This window comes from Candidatus Pelagibacter bacterium nBUS_29, from assembly GCF_051200905.1.
GTDB lineage: Bacteria > Pseudomonadota > Alphaproteobacteria > Pelagibacterales > Pelagibacteraceae > Pelagibacter.
Genome location: NZ_CP172843.1, coordinates 1022353 through 1039891 on the forward strand (window position 1 = coordinate 1022353; position 17539 = coordinate 1039891).

At 28.5% G+C, this 17539-nt stretch carries 13 protein-coding genes and 2 tRNA genes; 6 read left to right on the top strand and 9 right to left on the bottom strand.

The features are described 5' to 3' along the window. Positions 1 to 34 precede the first annotated feature (34 nt). Complete coding sequence (locus ACIJYA_RS05465) at positions 35 to 772, bottom strand: N-acetylmuramoyl-L-alanine amidase (protein WP_435087842.1); 738 nt, start codon at positions 770 to 772, stop codon at positions 35 to 37. A gap of 102 nt (positions 773 to 874) precedes the next feature. Between ACIJYA_RS05465 and ACIJYA_RS05470 the strand changes: the two genes are divergently transcribed. Then, positions 875 to 1672 carry an MlaA family lipoprotein gene (locus tag ACIJYA_RS05470; RefSeq protein WP_435087844.1) on the top strand — a complete coding sequence of 266 codons (798 nt, stop codon included), beginning with the start codon at positions 875 to 877 and terminating at the stop codon, positions 1670 to 1672. 24 nt (positions 1673 to 1696) lie between these two features. Continuing rightward, the gene (locus ACIJYA_RS05475; protein WP_435087846.1) at positions 1697 to 2281 is read left to right on the top strand and encodes an MlaC/ttg2D family ABC transporter substrate-binding protein; all 585 of its coding nucleotides are present in this window, start codon (positions 1697 to 1699) and stop codon (positions 2279 to 2281) included. A gap of 9 nt (positions 2282 to 2290) precedes the next feature. Here ACIJYA_RS05475 and ACIJYA_RS05480 read toward each other — a convergent pair. The 5 genes from ACIJYA_RS05480 to ACIJYA_RS05500 form a co-directional block, all read right to left on the bottom strand. After that, positions 2291 to 2367 (bottom strand) — tRNA-Ile (locus tag ACIJYA_RS05480). 60 nt (positions 2368 to 2427) lie between these two features. Next, positions 2428 to 2502 (bottom strand) — tRNA-Val (locus ACIJYA_RS05485). Positions 2503 to 2509: 7 nt separating this feature from the next. Next, entirely contained in the window at positions 2510 to 4336 is a 1827-nt protein-coding gene (gene rpoD, locus ACIJYA_RS05490; RefSeq protein ID WP_435087848.1) for an RNA polymerase sigma factor RpoD, read from the bottom strand. Positions 4337 to 4403: 67 nt separating this feature from the next. After that, the gene (gene dnaG, locus ACIJYA_RS05495; RefSeq protein ID WP_435087850.1) at positions 4404 to 6179 is read right to left on the bottom strand and encodes a DNA primase; all 1776 of its coding nucleotides are present in this window, start codon (positions 6177 to 6179) and stop codon (positions 4404 to 4406) included. After that, entirely contained in the window at positions 6179 to 6640 is a 462-nt protein-coding gene (locus ACIJYA_RS05500; RefSeq protein WP_435087852.1) for a GatB/YqeY domain-containing protein, read from the bottom strand. Before ACIJYA_RS05500 ends, dnaG begins: the two co-directional genes overlap by 1 nt. Before the next feature lie 126 nt (positions 6641 to 6766). Between ACIJYA_RS05500 and carA the strand changes: the two genes are divergently transcribed. The 4 genes from carA (at position 6767) to ACIJYA_RS05520 (ending at position 14741) form a co-directional block, all read left to right on the top strand. Further along, positions 6767 to 7960 carry a glutamine-hydrolyzing carbamoyl-phosphate synthase small subunit gene (carA, locus tag ACIJYA_RS05505; RefSeq protein WP_435087854.1) on the top strand — a complete coding sequence of 398 codons (1194 nt, stop codon included), beginning with the start codon at positions 6767 to 6769 and terminating at the stop codon, positions 7958 to 7960. Next, positions 7938 to 11162: a carbamoyl-phosphate synthase large subunit gene (gene carB, locus ACIJYA_RS05510; RefSeq protein WP_435087856.1), complete on the top strand. Its 3225-nt coding sequence runs from the start codon at positions 7938 to 7940 to the stop codon at positions 11160 to 11162. Before carA ends, carB begins: the two co-directional genes overlap by 23 nt. A gap of 103 nt (positions 11163 to 11265) precedes the next feature. Continuing rightward, the gene (locus tag ACIJYA_RS05515) at positions 11266 to 13137 is read left to right on the top strand and encodes a glycosyltransferase family 2 protein (protein ID WP_435087858.1); all 1872 of its coding nucleotides are present in this window, start codon (positions 11266 to 11268) and stop codon (positions 13135 to 13137) included. Between the two features lie 2 nt (positions 13138 to 13139). Next, positions 13140 to 14741, top strand: coding sequence for an EAL domain-containing protein (locus tag ACIJYA_RS05520; RefSeq protein ID WP_435087860.1), 1602 nt, complete (start codon positions 13140 to 13142; stop codon positions 14739 to 14741). Position 14742: 1 nt separating this feature from the next. Here the strand turns inward: ACIJYA_RS05520 and ccoS are convergent, their stop codons facing one another. The 3 genes from ccoS to ACIJYA_RS05535 are packed head-to-tail and all read right to left on the bottom strand — an operon-like array spanning position 14743 to position 17539. Then, positions 14743 to 14904, bottom strand: coding sequence for a cbb3-type cytochrome oxidase assembly protein CcoS (gene ccoS, locus ACIJYA_RS05525; protein WP_435085395.1), 162 nt, complete (start codon positions 14902 to 14904; stop codon positions 14743 to 14745). 2 nt (positions 14905 to 14906) lie between these two features. Then, positions 14907 to 17126, bottom strand: a complete 2220-nt coding sequence (locus ACIJYA_RS05530) for a heavy metal translocating P-type ATPase (protein ID WP_435087862.1) — start codon at positions 17124 to 17126, stop codon at positions 14907 to 14909. After that, entirely contained in the window at positions 17078 to 17539 is a 462-nt protein-coding gene (locus ACIJYA_RS05535; RefSeq protein WP_435087864.1) for a FixH family protein, read from the bottom strand. Before ACIJYA_RS05535 ends, ACIJYA_RS05530 begins: the two co-directional genes overlap by 49 nt.

Here is a 17539-nt window from a genome sequence, read left to right on the forward strand (position 1 = left end):
AACTTATTACTAAACTACAAAACTGCAAGAAATTTTAATTCAATTTTTTTGCTAAATTTTGACCTATAAGCAAACATTCTTGGTCAATTTTACCGTTTATCAACTCTTGTCTAAATCTTCTTTGAAACGCACTAACTGTAAGAATAAAAAATTTATCTTTTTTTGTTTTTTTTGAGCTATTTATTGAATATCCAATTTTTGATAAATTTTTATAAAATTTTTTTTTATCTACTTGGCTTATTTTTTTTCTTCTACTTTTGACGAGAGTTTTCTGTGATAATGAATGCCACTCACCAATTCCAAATTCAGCCAAATATTTCCATGGAAATTTTTCACCAGGATCTTTTTTTCTAATTGGAGCAATATCAGAATGACCTAAAATATTTTTTGGATTAATCTTGTATTTTTTAATTAAAAATTTACTTAACTTTTTAATTGATCGTATTTGTTTTTTGGAGAATTTTTTATAATTAAAGTTATGACCTGGGTTGCTTATTTCAATTCCGATTGAATTCTTGTTTAAAGATTTAAAATTTTTCCAAGATGATGCTCCAGCATGCCATGCTTCATACAAGTCTGGTACCATAACAACTATTTCTCCATTATTTTTAATCAAATAATGGCTGCTCACATTAGATTTTATATTTGTAAGTCTTGCTATTGCCTCTGATTCCTTTTTCATTCCTGTATAATGAAAAATAATAAATTTAATCTGATTAAGTTTTCTTTTTTTTACTTCAAAATTTGGAGAATAATTCAGAGTTGTATCCATATTCAATTTAGGTATAAATTTCGACTATTTATAAACACTTTGTAGACATTTTTTAAAATTAAATGTTTTTTTACAAACTATAATTATATAATATATATGATCATGTTGAGAAAATTAACAATAACTATAATTTATATCTTTTTATTAGCATTTAATGCAAACGCTGGATCTGATGGAGAATTGGTATTAAAGAAAAATCAACCAAAAGAAATAAAAGATTGTTTCGAAAAGTTAAATAGAACAACCTTTGCATTTAACCAGGGTTTAGATAAAGCAATTATTAAACCAATTGCAAAAGGTTATAGAAATTTGCCAAATCCGATTCAAAAAGGTACTAGCAACGCAGTTAAGAATTTATCTAACCTTATAACAATACCTAACAACATTCTGCAGGGAGATGTTAAAACGGCAATAATAAATACTGGCAGATTGGTCATAAATACTACCGTTGGACTTCTGGGTACTATTGATGTTGCCAATAAAATGGGTTTTCCAAAATATGAAATAGAAGATTATGGTCAAACTTTAGGTGCTTGGGGTATAGGCCCAGGTTGCTATGTGGTCTTACCAGTTCTTGGACCATCTACAATTAGAGATACAGCAGGTTCTTTTGCCAATGTATTAGGTGGGGACCCATGGTACAATGCATCAATTCATGGGAATAATGAATTTTTGAGTGAGAGTGTTTACATAACATCAAGAGCTTTAGGTGGTATTAACTTTAGATCAGATAATCTAGAATCATTAGATAATTTAGAAGCAAATTCAATAGACTTTTATGCATCCCTAAGAAGTTTATATTTACAAGACAGAGAAAATAAAATTAAGAATAACCAAAGAGGAAGTGTAGAAGTTATATATAAAGATGAAGATGACTGGGAAGAAATAGACACCAAATAATAATTCAAATAAACAAAAATTAGTATGAAAAAATTTTTTATAATTCTATTTTTTTTAAATCTAAGCTTTGGCTATGCTTATTCTATTGGACCAGATGTATTTGTTCAATCTACTGTAAATAGAGCATCACAAATTCTATCAAAAAATATCTCAAAAGAAGAAAAGATAAATGGATTAAAGATTATAGCTAAAGAGACAGTTGACATAAGAGGAATAGGATCTTACTCGCTTGGCTCAGTTAGAAAAAATTTAAATGATGATCAAAAAAAAGAATATTTTTATTTATTTGAAAATTATTTTTTAAAAAGTTTTTCAAGTAGATTGTCTGAATACACTAATCCAAAAATTGAGGTTCAGGATAAAAAAGTTATAAATAAGAATTATACTATTGTTAATAGTTTACTAATTAGCACACCTGATAGACCTGAGGTAAAGATTGATTGGAGGATTTATACAAAAAATCCTGACAATCCTTTAATCAGAGATTTAATAATAGAGGGACTTAGCTTGGCAAGAACACAAAAAGAAGAATTTGCATCAATTTTGAGCTCTAACGATAACAACATAAATATCTTATTTAAGACTTTAGAAAATTTTTCGAAAAACTAATAGTAATTTTGGTGGGCCCGCCAGGACTCGAACCTGGGACCAATACATTATGAGTGTACTGCTCTAACCAACTGAGCTACAGGCCCAAAATCATTCAGTTAACTATATCATTTTTTATAAGTTATCAATTATAGATAATATTTAAATGGTGGGCCGTGTTGGTTACGCTCCAACTACCCCTGCAATGTCAATGCAGTACTCTACTATTGAGCTAACGGCCCAGTAAAATTAACTTTCTAAGAAACTTTTTAGTTGTTTAGATCTGCTTGGGTGTTTTAGTTTTCTAAGAGCTTTTGCCTCGATTTGTCTAATTCTTTCTCTAGTGACAGAAAACTGAAGACCAACTTCTTCTAAAGTATGATCTGTATTCATCCCAACACCAAACCTCATTCTTAAAACTCTTTCTTCTCTAGGAGTTAAAGTAGATAAAATTTTAGTTGTTGCTTCTCCAAGGTTAGATTTTATAGCTTGCTCTAAAGGTGCCAATGCCTTTGTATCTTCTATAAAATCTCCTAAACTACTATCTTCTTCATCACCCACTGGTTTTTCTAATGAAACAGGTTCTTTTGAAATTTTTAGAACTTTTCTAACTTTATCTAGTGGCATTCTAAGTTTCTGAGCTAACTCTTCAGGAGTTGCCTCTCTTCCAAACTCACTCAAAATTAACCTTTGAGTTCTTACGATCTTATTTATTGTTTCAATCATGTGAACTGGAATTCTAATGGTTCTAGCTTGATCAGCAATTGATCTTGTAATTGCTTGTCTTATCCACCATGTTGCATATGTTGAAAATTTATAACCTCTTCGATATTCAAATTTATCTACTGCTTTCATAAGACCAATATTACCTTCTTGAATTAAATCTAAAAATTGAAGACCTCTGTTGGTATATTTTTTAGCAATTGATATTACTAATCTTAAATTAGCTTCAACCATTTCTTTTTTTGCAATTCTAGACTCTTTTTCACCTTTTTGAACTCGACTTACTAATTTTTTAAAGTCAGTAACAGAAATTCCCAACTTATGACTAATCTCAATTAATCTTTCTCTAATATTTTTAAACTCTTCTTTATTTTTTGCAAAAAACTTTTTCCAAATTAAGTTGGTATCTAAAAATTTTTTAAGATTTGGATTAATTTCGTTTCCAATATAAAATTTAATGAACTCATTTCTTGGAATATTATGATCCATTGCTAATCTTAAAAGATTTCCTTCTAGAGATATAATCTTTTTATTTTCAACATAGTGTTTTTGCACCAACTCCTCTAAAACTGAAGGTGATAATTGAAGTGATTTAATATTTTCTAAAATATCATCTACAATTTTTTGATATCCTTTTTCTTTTGCAGGAGAAAAATTTTGTGAATTTAAGATACAATCTAATTTTTCTTTTTGGTATTTTATTAATTTTGAATACTCTTTCGTTAAGGTGTTTACTGTTTTTAAAACTTTTGGTTTAATTTCAGTTTCCATGGCAGCAAGAGTTGGGTTAAAGTCATCATCATCACCGTCACCAGAGTTTTCATCTTTATCAGTCTCACCTGCATTTTTTTGTTTAGCGCTAGGACCAGTTGACTCATCTTCCATGTAATTTGTATCAATATCAATAATTTCTCTTACTAAAATTTCATCTTTTTGTAATTGATCATTCCATTCATAAAACTGTTGAGCAGTCATTGGGCTTTGCGACAAAGCAATTAACATTACATCTTTTCCAGCTTCAATTCTTTTTGCAATAGCAATTTCACCTTCTCTTGAAAGTAATTCAACACCACCCATTTCTCGAAGATACATTCTAATAGGATCATCACTTTTCTCCATTGTCTTACCTTCTTCTTTGGAGGATCCTTCTTTTTTTCTTAAAACTTTAAAATCAGATTTTTTTTCTACTAACGCTACGCCTTCATCTAAAATATGAATGAACGCTTGAGATAAATTTTCATCAGATAGATTTCTTTTTCCAAGAGATTTATTTAACTCTTCATAAGTGATGAACCCTCTGTGGGTTCCTCTACCCATTAATCTAGCAAATGATTTAGTAATTATTCTTTCCACAGCAATATAAGTTTGAAAGACTTATATAATATCAAATTAACAAAAATCCATTGCTAATTTATTGAGATTAGTTGATTTTTCTCTCTTTTTTTAGGTCTTTTAGCTCATTAAATGTTGTTTGGCTCATATCTTTTGAAAACCTCGATTCTAGTTCTTGGATTCTGAACTCAAGATCGTAATTAAACAAATCTTTAGAAATATCATCAAGTAACTCTATTGCTTGATTGTCATTTTCAGATTTATTTTTCAGAATATGTTTAATTGGAGCAAATTTATTTATCTTATCCAATAGCTGTTTATCCAAATTTACATCTTCAATACTAATTTGCTCACCAGACTTTAGTCTTTCAATAATAGAATTAAATATTTGTTTATTTATTTCTGTGAATAACTTTATATTTTCAATTAAATGAATATTTGCTTGAAAAAGAGATAGATTATTTAGAAGTAGATATAGTAAAGAAAATTCTTTAAGCTCTACACCAGTTATTGATTGGCTTTCATTAAAATATTTTTTAGTTGAGTCTAGTGATTTTGTTTTTTTTATATAAAACTTTTTTTTATTTTGATTGGAGTGAGGAGTTAACTCTGCAATTTTTTCCAAAAAATATTCAAGCACATATTTTTTAATAAAATCATCTTTAATCGTATTTGCTATAGATCTAAGTTTTTTTTCAAATATTGCCATTGAAGATGGGTTGTTTTCAGTTTGTTTCTTGTAATGACTAAAAATAAATTGATGAATGGATAGCTTGCTTTGTTTTGTAAAATCTACAAAGTAGTTTTTTCCATGTTTATTAACATAGCTATCAGGATCTTCTTTATCCGGTAAAAATAAAAAGGATATTTGTTTTTCAGGCCTTAATTCTCTTATAGAATTTTCTGCAGCTCTAAGAGCAGCTTTATATCCACTCTCATCACCATCAAAACAAATTATAATATCGTCAAAGAACTGATTTAAAGTTAAAATTTGTTTATCAGTTAATGAAGTTCCAAGGTTAGCAACTACATTTTCAATTTCATTTTTACTCAATCCAACAACATCCATGTATCCCTCAACTAAATAAATGTGGTCTAGTTTGTTAGATAATTTTCTAGCTAAATCTAAATTATATAAGTTTGAACCTTTTTTAAAAAAAGTTGTTTCAGGTGAATTAATATATTTTGCTAAGTAGTCTAAATTTTCTATTATTCTTCCGCCTAAAGCAATTGGCTGTCCTGAAATATTATTTATTGGAAAAATTAATCTTCCTCTAAATCTTTCAACATATATTTTTTTCTTTTCATCCAGGTAAAACAATCCACTCTCTACTAAAGCTTGTTCGCTAAATTCATCTTTTAATTTATCAAAAAAACTAGGATTTTTTTCTATGTAACCAATTTTAAATTTTTTAACTTCTTCTCTACCAAGTGATCTTTTTTTTAAATAGTCTCTAGCGTTAGAGTATTTTTCATTTTTTAATAGCTCACTGTGATAAAAATCAACATACTGACTATAGATTGATAGATATTCCTTCCATTTTTTTTCTCTTTCCTCATCTTGCTTTGAAAACATATAAGGCTGCATACCTGCTAGCTGAGCCAAGTGTTTGACAGCTTCACCAAATTTAAAATTTTGTGTTTTCATTATAAAATCAAAAATATTTCCATGCTCAGATGTTGCAAAACAATGATAAAATTCTTTTTCATCATTAACTGTAAACGATGGAGTTTTTTCAGTTTTAAATGGAGACAAACCTACGTATTCTTTGCCTCTTTTCTTTAAAGCAACTGACTTTGATACGACTGTTGAAACTTTGAGTCTCGTTTTAATTTCATCCAAGTACTCTTTGGGGTATTTCATTAACTGCCCAATAGTTCCTTAATTAGTGGACCTGCTTTTGCAAAATCAATTTCATCAGCATGTAGTTTTTTTAATTCACCCATTACTTTTCCCATATCTTTAACTGAACTTGCTCCAAGTTTTGATATAACTTCGGCACATATTTTCTTAGTTTCTTCTTCGCCAAGCTGTTTGGGTAAAAACGCTGTTAAAATTTCATATTCATTTTGCTCAATTTCTAAAAGATCTGATCTGTTGTTTTTTTTATAAATATCTATCGATTCGGCTCTTTGTTTAACCATTTTTTTTAAAAGCTTTTTAATATCTTCGTCATCAGTATCTTTTTTGTTAGGACCAGATCTATTCACAATGTCTAAATCCTTAATGGATGATAATATTAACCTATAGGTTGATATTTTAGTTTTATCTTTAGCTTTTAGTGCGTTTTTATAATCAGTTTCGATAGTTTCTTTTAATGCCATAATTTTTTAATCTACTTCAAAGAAAAAAATCTTCAAAAGAAAAATTGTTTTTTTACAATTTTATATTACATCTCTGTTGCGATAATAATGCAATTATTGTATTAACCTCTAACTCAAGAGTTGTAATTGATCAAAAAAGCAAAAAAATCGAACTCAAAAAATTCACAAATCAGCACAGGCGTCTTAGTTCTTGAAAATAAAAAGGTTTTTAAAGGAATTGGAATTGGCTTCCAAGGAGAAGCAACAGGGGAAGTTTGTTTTAATACATCATTAACTGGATACCAAGAAATTATATCAGATCCATCTTATGCCGGGCAAATCATAAATTTTACATTCCCTCATATTGGAAATGTTGGCACTAATAAAGAGGACTACGAGTCTGATAAAATATGGACTAAAGGAGTGGTGTTTAATTCAGAAATAACATCGCCATCGAATTACAGATCATTTCTTCATTTAGATGCTTGGCTTAAAAAAAATAAAATAGTTGGAATTACAGGGTTAGATACTAGAAGTTTAACTAATTTTATCAGAGATAAAGGTGCTCCAAAAGGAACGATCTCATATTCTAAAACTGGCAAATTTAATATTAGTAAATTAACCAACTCAACAATTAAGTGGAGTGGATTAAAAAACCTTGATCTTGCGGAAGAAGTTACAACCCCAAAAAACTATATTTGGAAAGGTCTTAAAACTTGGAAAAAAGAAACGGGATACAAAAAAAATACCAAGAATTCTTTTCATGTAGTTGCGATTGATTATGGAATAAAAAAAAATATTTTAAGATATTTTTCTGACTTTAGTTGCAAAGTAACTGTAGTGTCTTGCAAAACATCAGCTGAAAAAATTTTAGCTCTTAAACCAAATGGAATATTTTTATCAAATGGTCCAGGAGATCCAGCTGCAACTGGAAAATATGCCATCAATATAATCAAAGATTTAATTAAAAATAATTTACCCATATTTGGGATTTGTTTGGGGCATCAAATACTAGCCCTTACACTTGGTGCTAAAACAAAAAAAATGAAATTAGGTCATAGAGGTGCAAACCACCCAGTTAAGAATTTAGTTCACGACAATGTTGAAATAACAAGTCAAAACCATGGTTTTGAAATTATTAGAGAAAGTTTGCCAAAAAATATTGAAGTTACTCATAAATCTTTATTTGATAATTGTATTGAAGGTATCAGATTAAAAAATAAACCAATATTTTCAGTTCAATACCACCCTGAGTCAAACCCAGGACCACAAGACAGTGTTTATTTATTTCAAGAATTTATCAACAACATGAAAACAAATGCCAAAAAGAAAAGATCTTAAAAAAATATTAGTTGTTGGAGCTGGTCCAATTATTATTGGTCAAGCTTGTGAGTTTGATTATTCAGGTACACAAGCATGTAAAGCTTTAAGAGATGAGGGTTATAAAGTTGTGTTAATTAATTCAAATCCAGCAACAATTATGACCGATCCTGATGTTGCTGATAAAACTTATATAGAGCCTATTACTTTAGAGGTTTTAGAAAAAATTCTTAAAAAAGAAAAACCAGATGCAATTCTTCCAACCATGGGTGGTCAGACTGCTCTTAACCTTGCAATGGAAGCTGAGAAAAAAGGAATTCTAAAAAAATACAAAATAGAATTAATCGGCGCAAACTCTAAAGCAATATCAAACGCAGAAGATAGAAAAAAATTTAGAAAAAATATGATTGATATTGGTTTAGATCTACCTAAATCTGAAATCGTCAATAACATTAATCAAGCATCTAAAGTTTTAAAGAAAATAGGATTACCTGCAATCATTAGACCTGCATTTACTCTTGGAGGCCTTGGTGGTGGGATTGCTAAAAATGAAAAAGAATATCTAAAAATTATTAAAAGTGGATTACACGAGTCTCCTGTAAGCCAAGTATTAGTTGAAGAGTGCTTGGAGGGCTGGAAAGAGTTTGAGATGGAGGTAGTAAGAGATAAAAAAGATAACTGCATCATCATATGTTCGATTGAAAATATTGATCCAATGGGAATACACACAGGGGACTCGGTTACTGTTGCCCCTGCTCTCACCTTAACTGATAAAGAATATCAAGTAATGAGAAATGCATCCATTGCATGTTTAAGAAAAATTGGCGTTGAAACAGGTGGATCAAATGTTCAATTTGCAATCAATCCCAAAAATGGTCGAATGGTTGTAATTGAAATGAATCCAAGAGTGTCACGTTCATCTGCTCTTGCATCAAAAGCAACTGGGTTTCCAATTGCAAAAGTTGCAGCAAAACTTGCTGTTGGTTACACGTTAGATGAATTAAAAAATGAGATCACAAAAGTTACACCTGCATCATTTGAACCTAGTATTGATTATGTGGTAACAAAAATTCCAAGATTTACATTTGAAAAATTTTCAACTTCACCTGCAACATTGGGTACATCTATGAAATCAGTTGGTGAAGCTATGGCAATTGGTCGAAACTTTAAAGAGTCCCTTCAAAAAGCATTGGTGTCACTTGAAACAGGGTTTTCTGGATTAGATAGAATATTTGATCTAAATAAGAAACAAATTGAGAAGAAACTTAAAGAAAGTATTCCAAATAAAATTTTATTAGTTGCTGAAGCGATTAGAAAAAAGATCGATTTAAAGAGAATATTTACCTTATCAAAAATTGACCCTTGGTTCTTAGAGCAAATTAAAGAAATTGTAGATAATGAAACTAAGATTAAAAATAAAGGATTACCTAAAGATTTTAATGAGTTTAACCGAATAAAATCTATTGGTTTTTCTGATAAAAAGCTGTCTGAACTTACAAAAACATCGGAAGATGTCGTTAGACGTAAAAGAACTGCTCTTAAAATATTACCGGTATTTAAGAAAGTTGATACTTGTGCAGCTGAATTTAAATCGTTTACTCCTTATATGTATTCTACATACCAAAGAAATTTTTCAATTAATTCTGAGTGTGAGGCCGATCCATCAGCTAAGAAAAAAATTATAATATTAGGTGGTGGACCTAATAGAATAGGACAAGGGATAGAGTTTGATTACTGTTGTTGTCAGGCTAGTTTTGCATTGAAAGACGCTGGTTTTGAGACAATTATGATTAATTGTAACCCTGAAACAGTTTCAACTGATTATGATACCAGTGACCGGTTATACTTTGAGCCGTTAAAAGAGGAGTATGTCTTTAATATAATTAAAAAGGAAAAAGAAAAAGGAAACCTAATTGGGATTATTGCTCAATTTGGAGGCCAAACTCCAATTAAACTTGCTAAATTTTTACATGATAACAAACTTCCAATTTTAGGAACGCAGTACACATCAATTGATTTAGCAGAAGATAGAGATTTATTCAGAAATCTTCTTAATAAATTAAAATTAAAGCAAGCTGAAAGTGGAATTGCTAAAACGTTTAAGCAAGCTATCCAGATAGCTGAGAGAATTGGTTTACCCTTAATGGTTAGACCTTCTTATGTATTAGGTGGAAGAGCAATGGAGATTGTTCATGAAAAAAGTCAACTTAAAAACTTTGTAGAAGAAGCGTTTAAAGCAGCTGAAGAAAATCCAATTCTAATTGATAAGTTTATTGATCATGCAATGGAAGTTGACGTTGATGCAATATCTGATGGAAAACAAGTTCATGTAGCAGGTATTATGCAACACATTGAAGAAGCAGGAATTCATTCTGGAGACTCGGCTTGTAGTTTGCCTCCAATATCAATTAAGCCACATTTAATTAAAGAAATTGAAAATCAAACTAAGAAATTAGCTTTAGCTTTAAAAGTTAAAGGTTTTATGAATATTCAATTTGCAATTAAGAAAGATGAAATTTATGTAATCGAAGTAAATCCTAGAGCTAGTAGAACGGTACCGTTTGTATCAAAAGCAAAAGGTCTTCCGCTTGCTAAAATTGCATCACGTGTAATGGCTGGTGAAAAATTATCTAAATTTAATTTAAAAGATAAATCCAAAGGCATGTATGCAGTTAAAGAAGCTGTGTTTCCTTTTAACAAATTTCCAAACAGTGATTTACTTCTAGGGCCTGAAATGAAATCAACAGGTGAAGTAATGGGGTTTGATAAAAATTTTGGTATGGCATTTGCTAAAAGTCAAATCGGTGCTGCAAATTCATTACCAAAACAAGGTCTGGCGTTTGTATCATTAAAAGATTCTCATAAAGATGAAGGAATTGATTTAGCAAAAGAGTTAATCAAGTTAAATTTTACACTTTGTGCAACTAAAGGTACTGCAGAATATTTTAGAAAGTATAAAATTAAATGTAGAATTATTAATAAAGTAAGTAGTGGATCTCCTCATATAGTCGATGTCTTAGACTCTAAAAAAATAGCCCTTGTTATTAATACTGGGGGTGGAAATAGTGAACATAGATTAAATGATGCAATCGCACTTAGAAGAGCAACACTAAAGAATAAAGTTCCATATTGTACCAACATGTCTACTGCTCAAGCATGCTTAGAAGCTATAAAATCCCTTAAAACTAGAAAATTAGAAGTAACTTCACTTCAAGATATTTAAAAAAACCTAAAATAGTGAAGTTAAATCTTCAAAAAATTTTTTTTTTTATAAAAATATAGAAAATTAATTTTTAATAATTATTTATAACAAAACTTAATAAGCAATGTTGCAAATTTATAATACTAAAATTTTATCATTTCCAAGATCCAGAAAAATTATACAGGACGAAAAATTTAAAGTTAGAAAATACAAAGGGTTTAATTTAATAAATCTAAAACCTGAATTAAAAAAAATATCTCAAAAAATAATTAATAGAAAAAAAATTTCAAATTTAGATTATTATAAAACTTTAGCGAGCCTACATGGTTATGATTTCATTTTGTATAATGAAATTATAAGAAATAAAAAAATATCAAAAGATTTATCAAATTTTAGAAAAAAAAATAAACACATTTCTTACCTTGAAAATAGATGCCACCCTTTTTCAAAGCAAGATGATAAAATTTTAATTTTAGCAACAAATATAGATAGAAAATTAATAGATTTTTTATTGTCTGAATATCAAAAGGATCAAATAAAAATTGTATTAACAACACCTAGGGATCTAAAATTATTTTTTCAAAAAATTTATAAAAGAACGGATACTAAAAATGCATCTGAATTGCTTCATATTAGAGAACCTAAATTATCTGCAAAAAAAGTTTTTTCCCTGAAACTTACAATTTTTTTATTGTCATTAATTGGGACGTTAGTCACCTGTGGCTATAAATATCCAGCTGAAACCTCTTTTTGTTTTGCCGCTTTTTGTACGTGTGTTTTTTTAATTAATTCATCATTTAGGGTTTGGCTTTTTGTAGTGGCTATTTATTTAAAATTTAAAAATAGATATAAAAAAGAAATCCCCATTTTAGGACAAAAGAATTTACCAACGTACTCAATATTGATTCCTATATACAAAGAAACTGAAGTTTTAAAAAAACTTATTAAAAATATATCTGCATTAAAATATCCCAAAAAAAAGCTTGATGTAAAATTAATCTTTGAAGAAGACGATTTAGAGACTATTGAATTAGCAAAAAAATTAAATCCACCTCGTTTTTTTGAATTCATTATCGTACCTAAAAGTTATCCACAAACAAAACCTAAGGCATGTAATTATGCTTTAACATTTTGTCGGGGTGAATATGTTTGTATTTATGACGCTGAAGATAAACCTGAGACGGATCAATTATTAAAAGCTGTAGCTAAATTTAGATCTTTGCCCGATGATTATGTCTGTTTGCAAGCATCTCTTAATTATTACAATCAAGGTTATAATTATTTAACTCGTTTATTTTCATTGGAATACGCTCAATGGTTTGATTGGTTTTTACCTGGTTTAAATAAATTTAAATCTCCAATTCCTTTAGGAGGAACATCTAATCATTTTAAAAGAAAAAAATTATACGAACTTTATAATTGGGACTCTTACAATGTGACTGAAGATGCAGATCTAGGTATTCGTATTTATCAAAAAAGATTTAAGACAACAATTTTAAATTCTACTACATGGGAAGAGGCAACCGGTAGCAAAAGAGCTTGGATTAAACAAAGAACAAGGTGGATTAAAGGACACATGATTACTGTCTTAATTCATAATAGAAATCCATTTAAATTTTTATGGAGAACTGGTTTAAGGGGATTTTTAGGATTTCACTTATTTTTAACGCTGCCTTTAATAAATTTCTTAATTAATCCCTTTGCTATTTTACAAGGATTTTTCTTACTTACATCCCCTGATTATTCAAGCTGGGTGGGGTTTGGAGATGATTTATTAACATATTTTATTTATGGAATACTTTTATACAATTTATCAAATATTTTTATGTCAATGGTAGCAGGTATAAATAGAAAATTTAGTAAATTATATTTTATCTTACCGCTGGTTCCTATTTATTGGATGTTGCATAGTTATGCAGCTTTCATCGGACTTCTTGAAGTAATAACCAAGCCACATTATTGGGCCAAAACTACACATGGTAAATATTTAACTTAAATATGATAAAATTATTAATAAATTTAAAAACAACACATAAAGTTTTACTTTTATTTATTTTATTTGTTGTAATATTTTCAGGTTTTTTTTTAATTCATTTATTCTCACCTGATCACAATCATGAGTTTGAAAATTTAAATGATGTTATCTTAAATAATTTCATTGTTAGTTTTTATGAAGTTGTATTTATTTTTATAGTATTTTTTTTATTTGTAGTATTTTTATCTTATATTGTAATTAAAACAGATAAATTGGAAAGAATAGTTAATGTTGATGAACTTACAAATGTTCAAACAAGACGAAGTTTCTTTTTTAATAATAGTGATAATGGTAAAAGAACATTTGATTATTTAATTCTAATTATTGATATTGATTATTTTAAAAGTGTTAATGATAGTTATGGTCATGAAGTTGGTGACAAATATTTAAAAAAATTTGGTCAAGAACTAATAAAAATTGGAGTAGATAGTTTAAATTCTGTAAGATTAGGTGGTGAAGAATTTGCACTACTTTTCAATTTAAAAGATATTGAAAAAAAATATGAAACTACAAAAGGATATAAAGGTTTTACTCTATCTCAAAAGATAAATAAATTTTCAAAATCTATTCATAATAAATTGAATAGTATTTTCTTAGATGATAATAAGATAATAATACAAAAAACGTGTTCATTTGGTTCTGCATTACTTCCTGTTGATGGTAAAATTTCAGATTCTTTATCATACGCCGACAGAGCTTTGCAAGTTGTTAAAAAAAAAGGTCGTAATAATTATAAATTTGCAGATGATAAATTTATTAGTGTCTCTAAAGAATTAGATGAAATTATTACACTTGATGGATTAAGTGAAGCTCTTAAAAAAAGTCAATTAAGTTTTTATTTTCAACCTATTATTGATGTAAAAAATAATTCAATTAAATTTTTTGAATGTTTAATTAGATGGACTAAGCCTAATGGTACTATACTTTTACCAAAAGATTTCTTATCTAAATTTGTTCACTTAAATGCAAGATCTATGAAAGAAGGTACTAGAATATGGAGAACGGTTTTTGATAAAAGTTTTAAAAATATTAATATCGATAAAAGGATAAAATTTTCAATTAATTTTCAAATGTCTCACTTTGCAAATATTGGAGCAGGAAAGCTAGTGATGGAAGAAATAGAATATATAAAAACTTTAATTGATAATGAAATAATAGTAGAAATTACAGAAGCGCAAAATACTAGAATTGATGACAAAGTGGCCAATAAGGAAATACAATATGCGAAAAATCAAGGAGTGTCAGTTGCTTTAGATGATTATGGAGTAAAAGGAAGTAATCTTGAACGTTTGATTAATACACCCTGGAATATCATTAAATTAGATAAACAGTTAATTAATAATGTTGTATCTAATAAACGCTCTCGTGTTGCGGTAGAAGGAATTAAAACAATGGCAACTAGATTAGATAATCAAATAATAGCTGAAGGAGTTGAAACTAAACAGCAGCTAAAATATCTAAAAGAAATTGGTATAAATTTAATACAAGGTTTTTTATTTTCCAAACCAATGCCAGGTAATCAAATTGAAGGATATATAAAACAATTTTCTGCTAAATATCAATAGACTAGTCTCTATCATTTTTTTCTTTTTCTTCTTCAATCAAAATTCTTTCAGAAGCTCCTTCTAGATCTTCGTATTGATTATTTTTTAACGTCCATAAAAATGCTAGTAACCCTATTAAACCAAGAGTAAGTGCAATAGGTATAAGATAGAGCAAAATATTCATGATTAAATTTTTTTCCTTTTTAGATTTAAACGAAAACTATTTCCAATTACAAATAATGAAGAACTTGACATTGCAATAGCTGCAATTAATGGTGTAACTAAACCTATGATCGCCATAGGAATAGCAAAGATATTATAAATAATTGCCATTAAAAAATTTTGTTTGATTAATAAAACTGATTTTTTTGCAACTTTAATACAACTAATAATTGGAAATAGTTTTTCACCTTGAAAAACAATGTCTGCAGTATTTTGGGTAATATCCATTGCAGTCGATGGTGAAATAGATACATCAGCCTCAGCCAGCGATGGGGCATCATTCAAACCATCTCCAACCATCAGAATTTCTTTATTTTGTAATTTTAATTTTCTAATAAATTCACTTTTCATTTCTATTGAAAATTCAGAATAATAATCATTTATACCAAGGTGTTCTGCTATTCTTTTTACTACTTCATTTCGATCACCAGATAAAATTATTGGAGTAATTCCTAATTTTTTAATCTCATCAATTACATCTTTGGTATCTTTTCTTAATTGATCCTCAAAACTAAAACAGATTTTTTTTTCATTTTCTACCGAAAGCCATATCTCTGAAAAAATTTCATTTTCATCTTTTTGTGAAGGACAAGACCAATTTTTTTTTCCTAGTTTTAATAATTTACCTTTAAAATATCCTTCCACTCCACAACCAATTATTTCTTTTACATTATCTAAATTAAGTAATTTGCCATTAAATTGATTACAAATAGATCTTGAAAAAGGATGCTTGCTATAATGTGCTAACGATGCTGCAATTTGTAGATCTTCTTCTGAGTATGATCCTATTAAATTAGGCTTACCCACTGTTAGTGTTCCTGTCTTATCTAAAATTACATATTTCACTTTTGATAATTTTTCCAAAGCATCACCAGATTTTAAATAGATGCCTTTTTTCATAAGCGAATTATTTGCTAATACCTGAACGACTGGAACTGCTAAACCTAAAGCACAGGGACATGTAATAATTAATACGGTTACAGCTATTAAAAGTGAGGGTTGCCAAGCTAAATCAGCGAACATCCACCATCCAATAAATGTAAATAAGCCAGCTAAATGTACTGTTGGTGTGTATAATTTGGCTGCTTTATCAGCAATTCTGGTGTACTTGGATTTACTTATCTCTGCTTTTTCCATTAGTTTCACAATGTTTGTGAGTAAATTATTTTCTGTAGATTTAGAAACTTCAATTTGAATTGGTGCTGAAATGTTAATTGTACCGGCAAATACATTATCATTTATATTTGCTTTTTTAGGTAATGTTTCACCACTAATAAGACTTAAATCTATTTCTGTAGATCCGTTTAGAATAATTCCATCTGCAGGTATTTTTTCTCCTATAGAAATTGTAATAATATCTCCTGTCCTTATGTCTTTTATCGGAACAATTACTTGTTTTTCATCCTTTATAACTGTTGCAGTTCCACCTAAAGCTGAAAGTAATTCTTTAGCAGATTTTTTTGCCTTACCTTTTGCTAAGACATCTAGATACCTGCCAATGAGTAAAAAAAACAATAACATTATTGCAGAGTCGAAATAGATATGTTCACCATTATTAACTGTTTCAAATAAACTTATTAAACTAGTTAAAATTACTGCTAATGAAATCGGCACATCCATATTTGTATTTTTTTTTAGCAAAACTTTTAATGCTGAATAAAAAAATGGTCTTCCAGAATAGATTATAGCTGGTAGTGCAATTAAACTTGAAATCCATTGAAATAGTTCTCTTGTTGCAAATCCCATTGTCTCAACTGATGATGACCATAAGCCAACTGAAATTAACATTAAATTCGCTGCTGCAAAGCCTGACACTGCAATAGATCTTATCAAGACTTTTTTATTCTCTTCAAAATCATTATCTAAATTATCAACATCATACAAACTTATTGGATATCCCAACTCAGATACAATTTTAGCAAATTTATCTGCTAATTTTTTTTCACCTACCCACTTAATTTCTAATTTTTCAGTAGACATATTCACTCTTACAAAAAAAACATTTTCTAGAGTGTAAAGTGATTTTTCAATAAGATGGATACATGAAGCACAGTGAATATTTTTTACTTTAAAAATAATACTATTATTATTTTTTGGATCAATTTTAACAAAAGGAGAAAATAATTTATTTATCTCTACTTTATTAAAATTCGTTTTATTGTTTGATATTTGTGCTTGTTCCATATTACTAATATCTTTACATCCCACTGTCCTTTTAAAGGAAATTTAATTAATTTTTGGAATTTACCATTTGTTTGTTTTTCTAATTTAATTGAAAAATCATAACCAGTTTGAGTTGGTCTAACTAAAAAAGCTGTAACAGAAGCTCCATCAAAACTATCTTTTTTTTCATTTTCTAAATAAAAATTTAGAAAATCATCTTGATAAATGATTTCACTTTTCCAATTTAAATCATTTTGTTTTTTACTAGCCTCAATTATTTTGTTGTAATTTAATCCTTGATTGTAAGCGTTCTCTGTTACTACACCTCTATGAGTTGAGGTTGCTAGATAAACAAATATGCTATCTAAAATTATCAAAATAACGAAGAAAACTATAAAATAATGAGGAAAACTGTTATTTTTTTGCTTAATCAT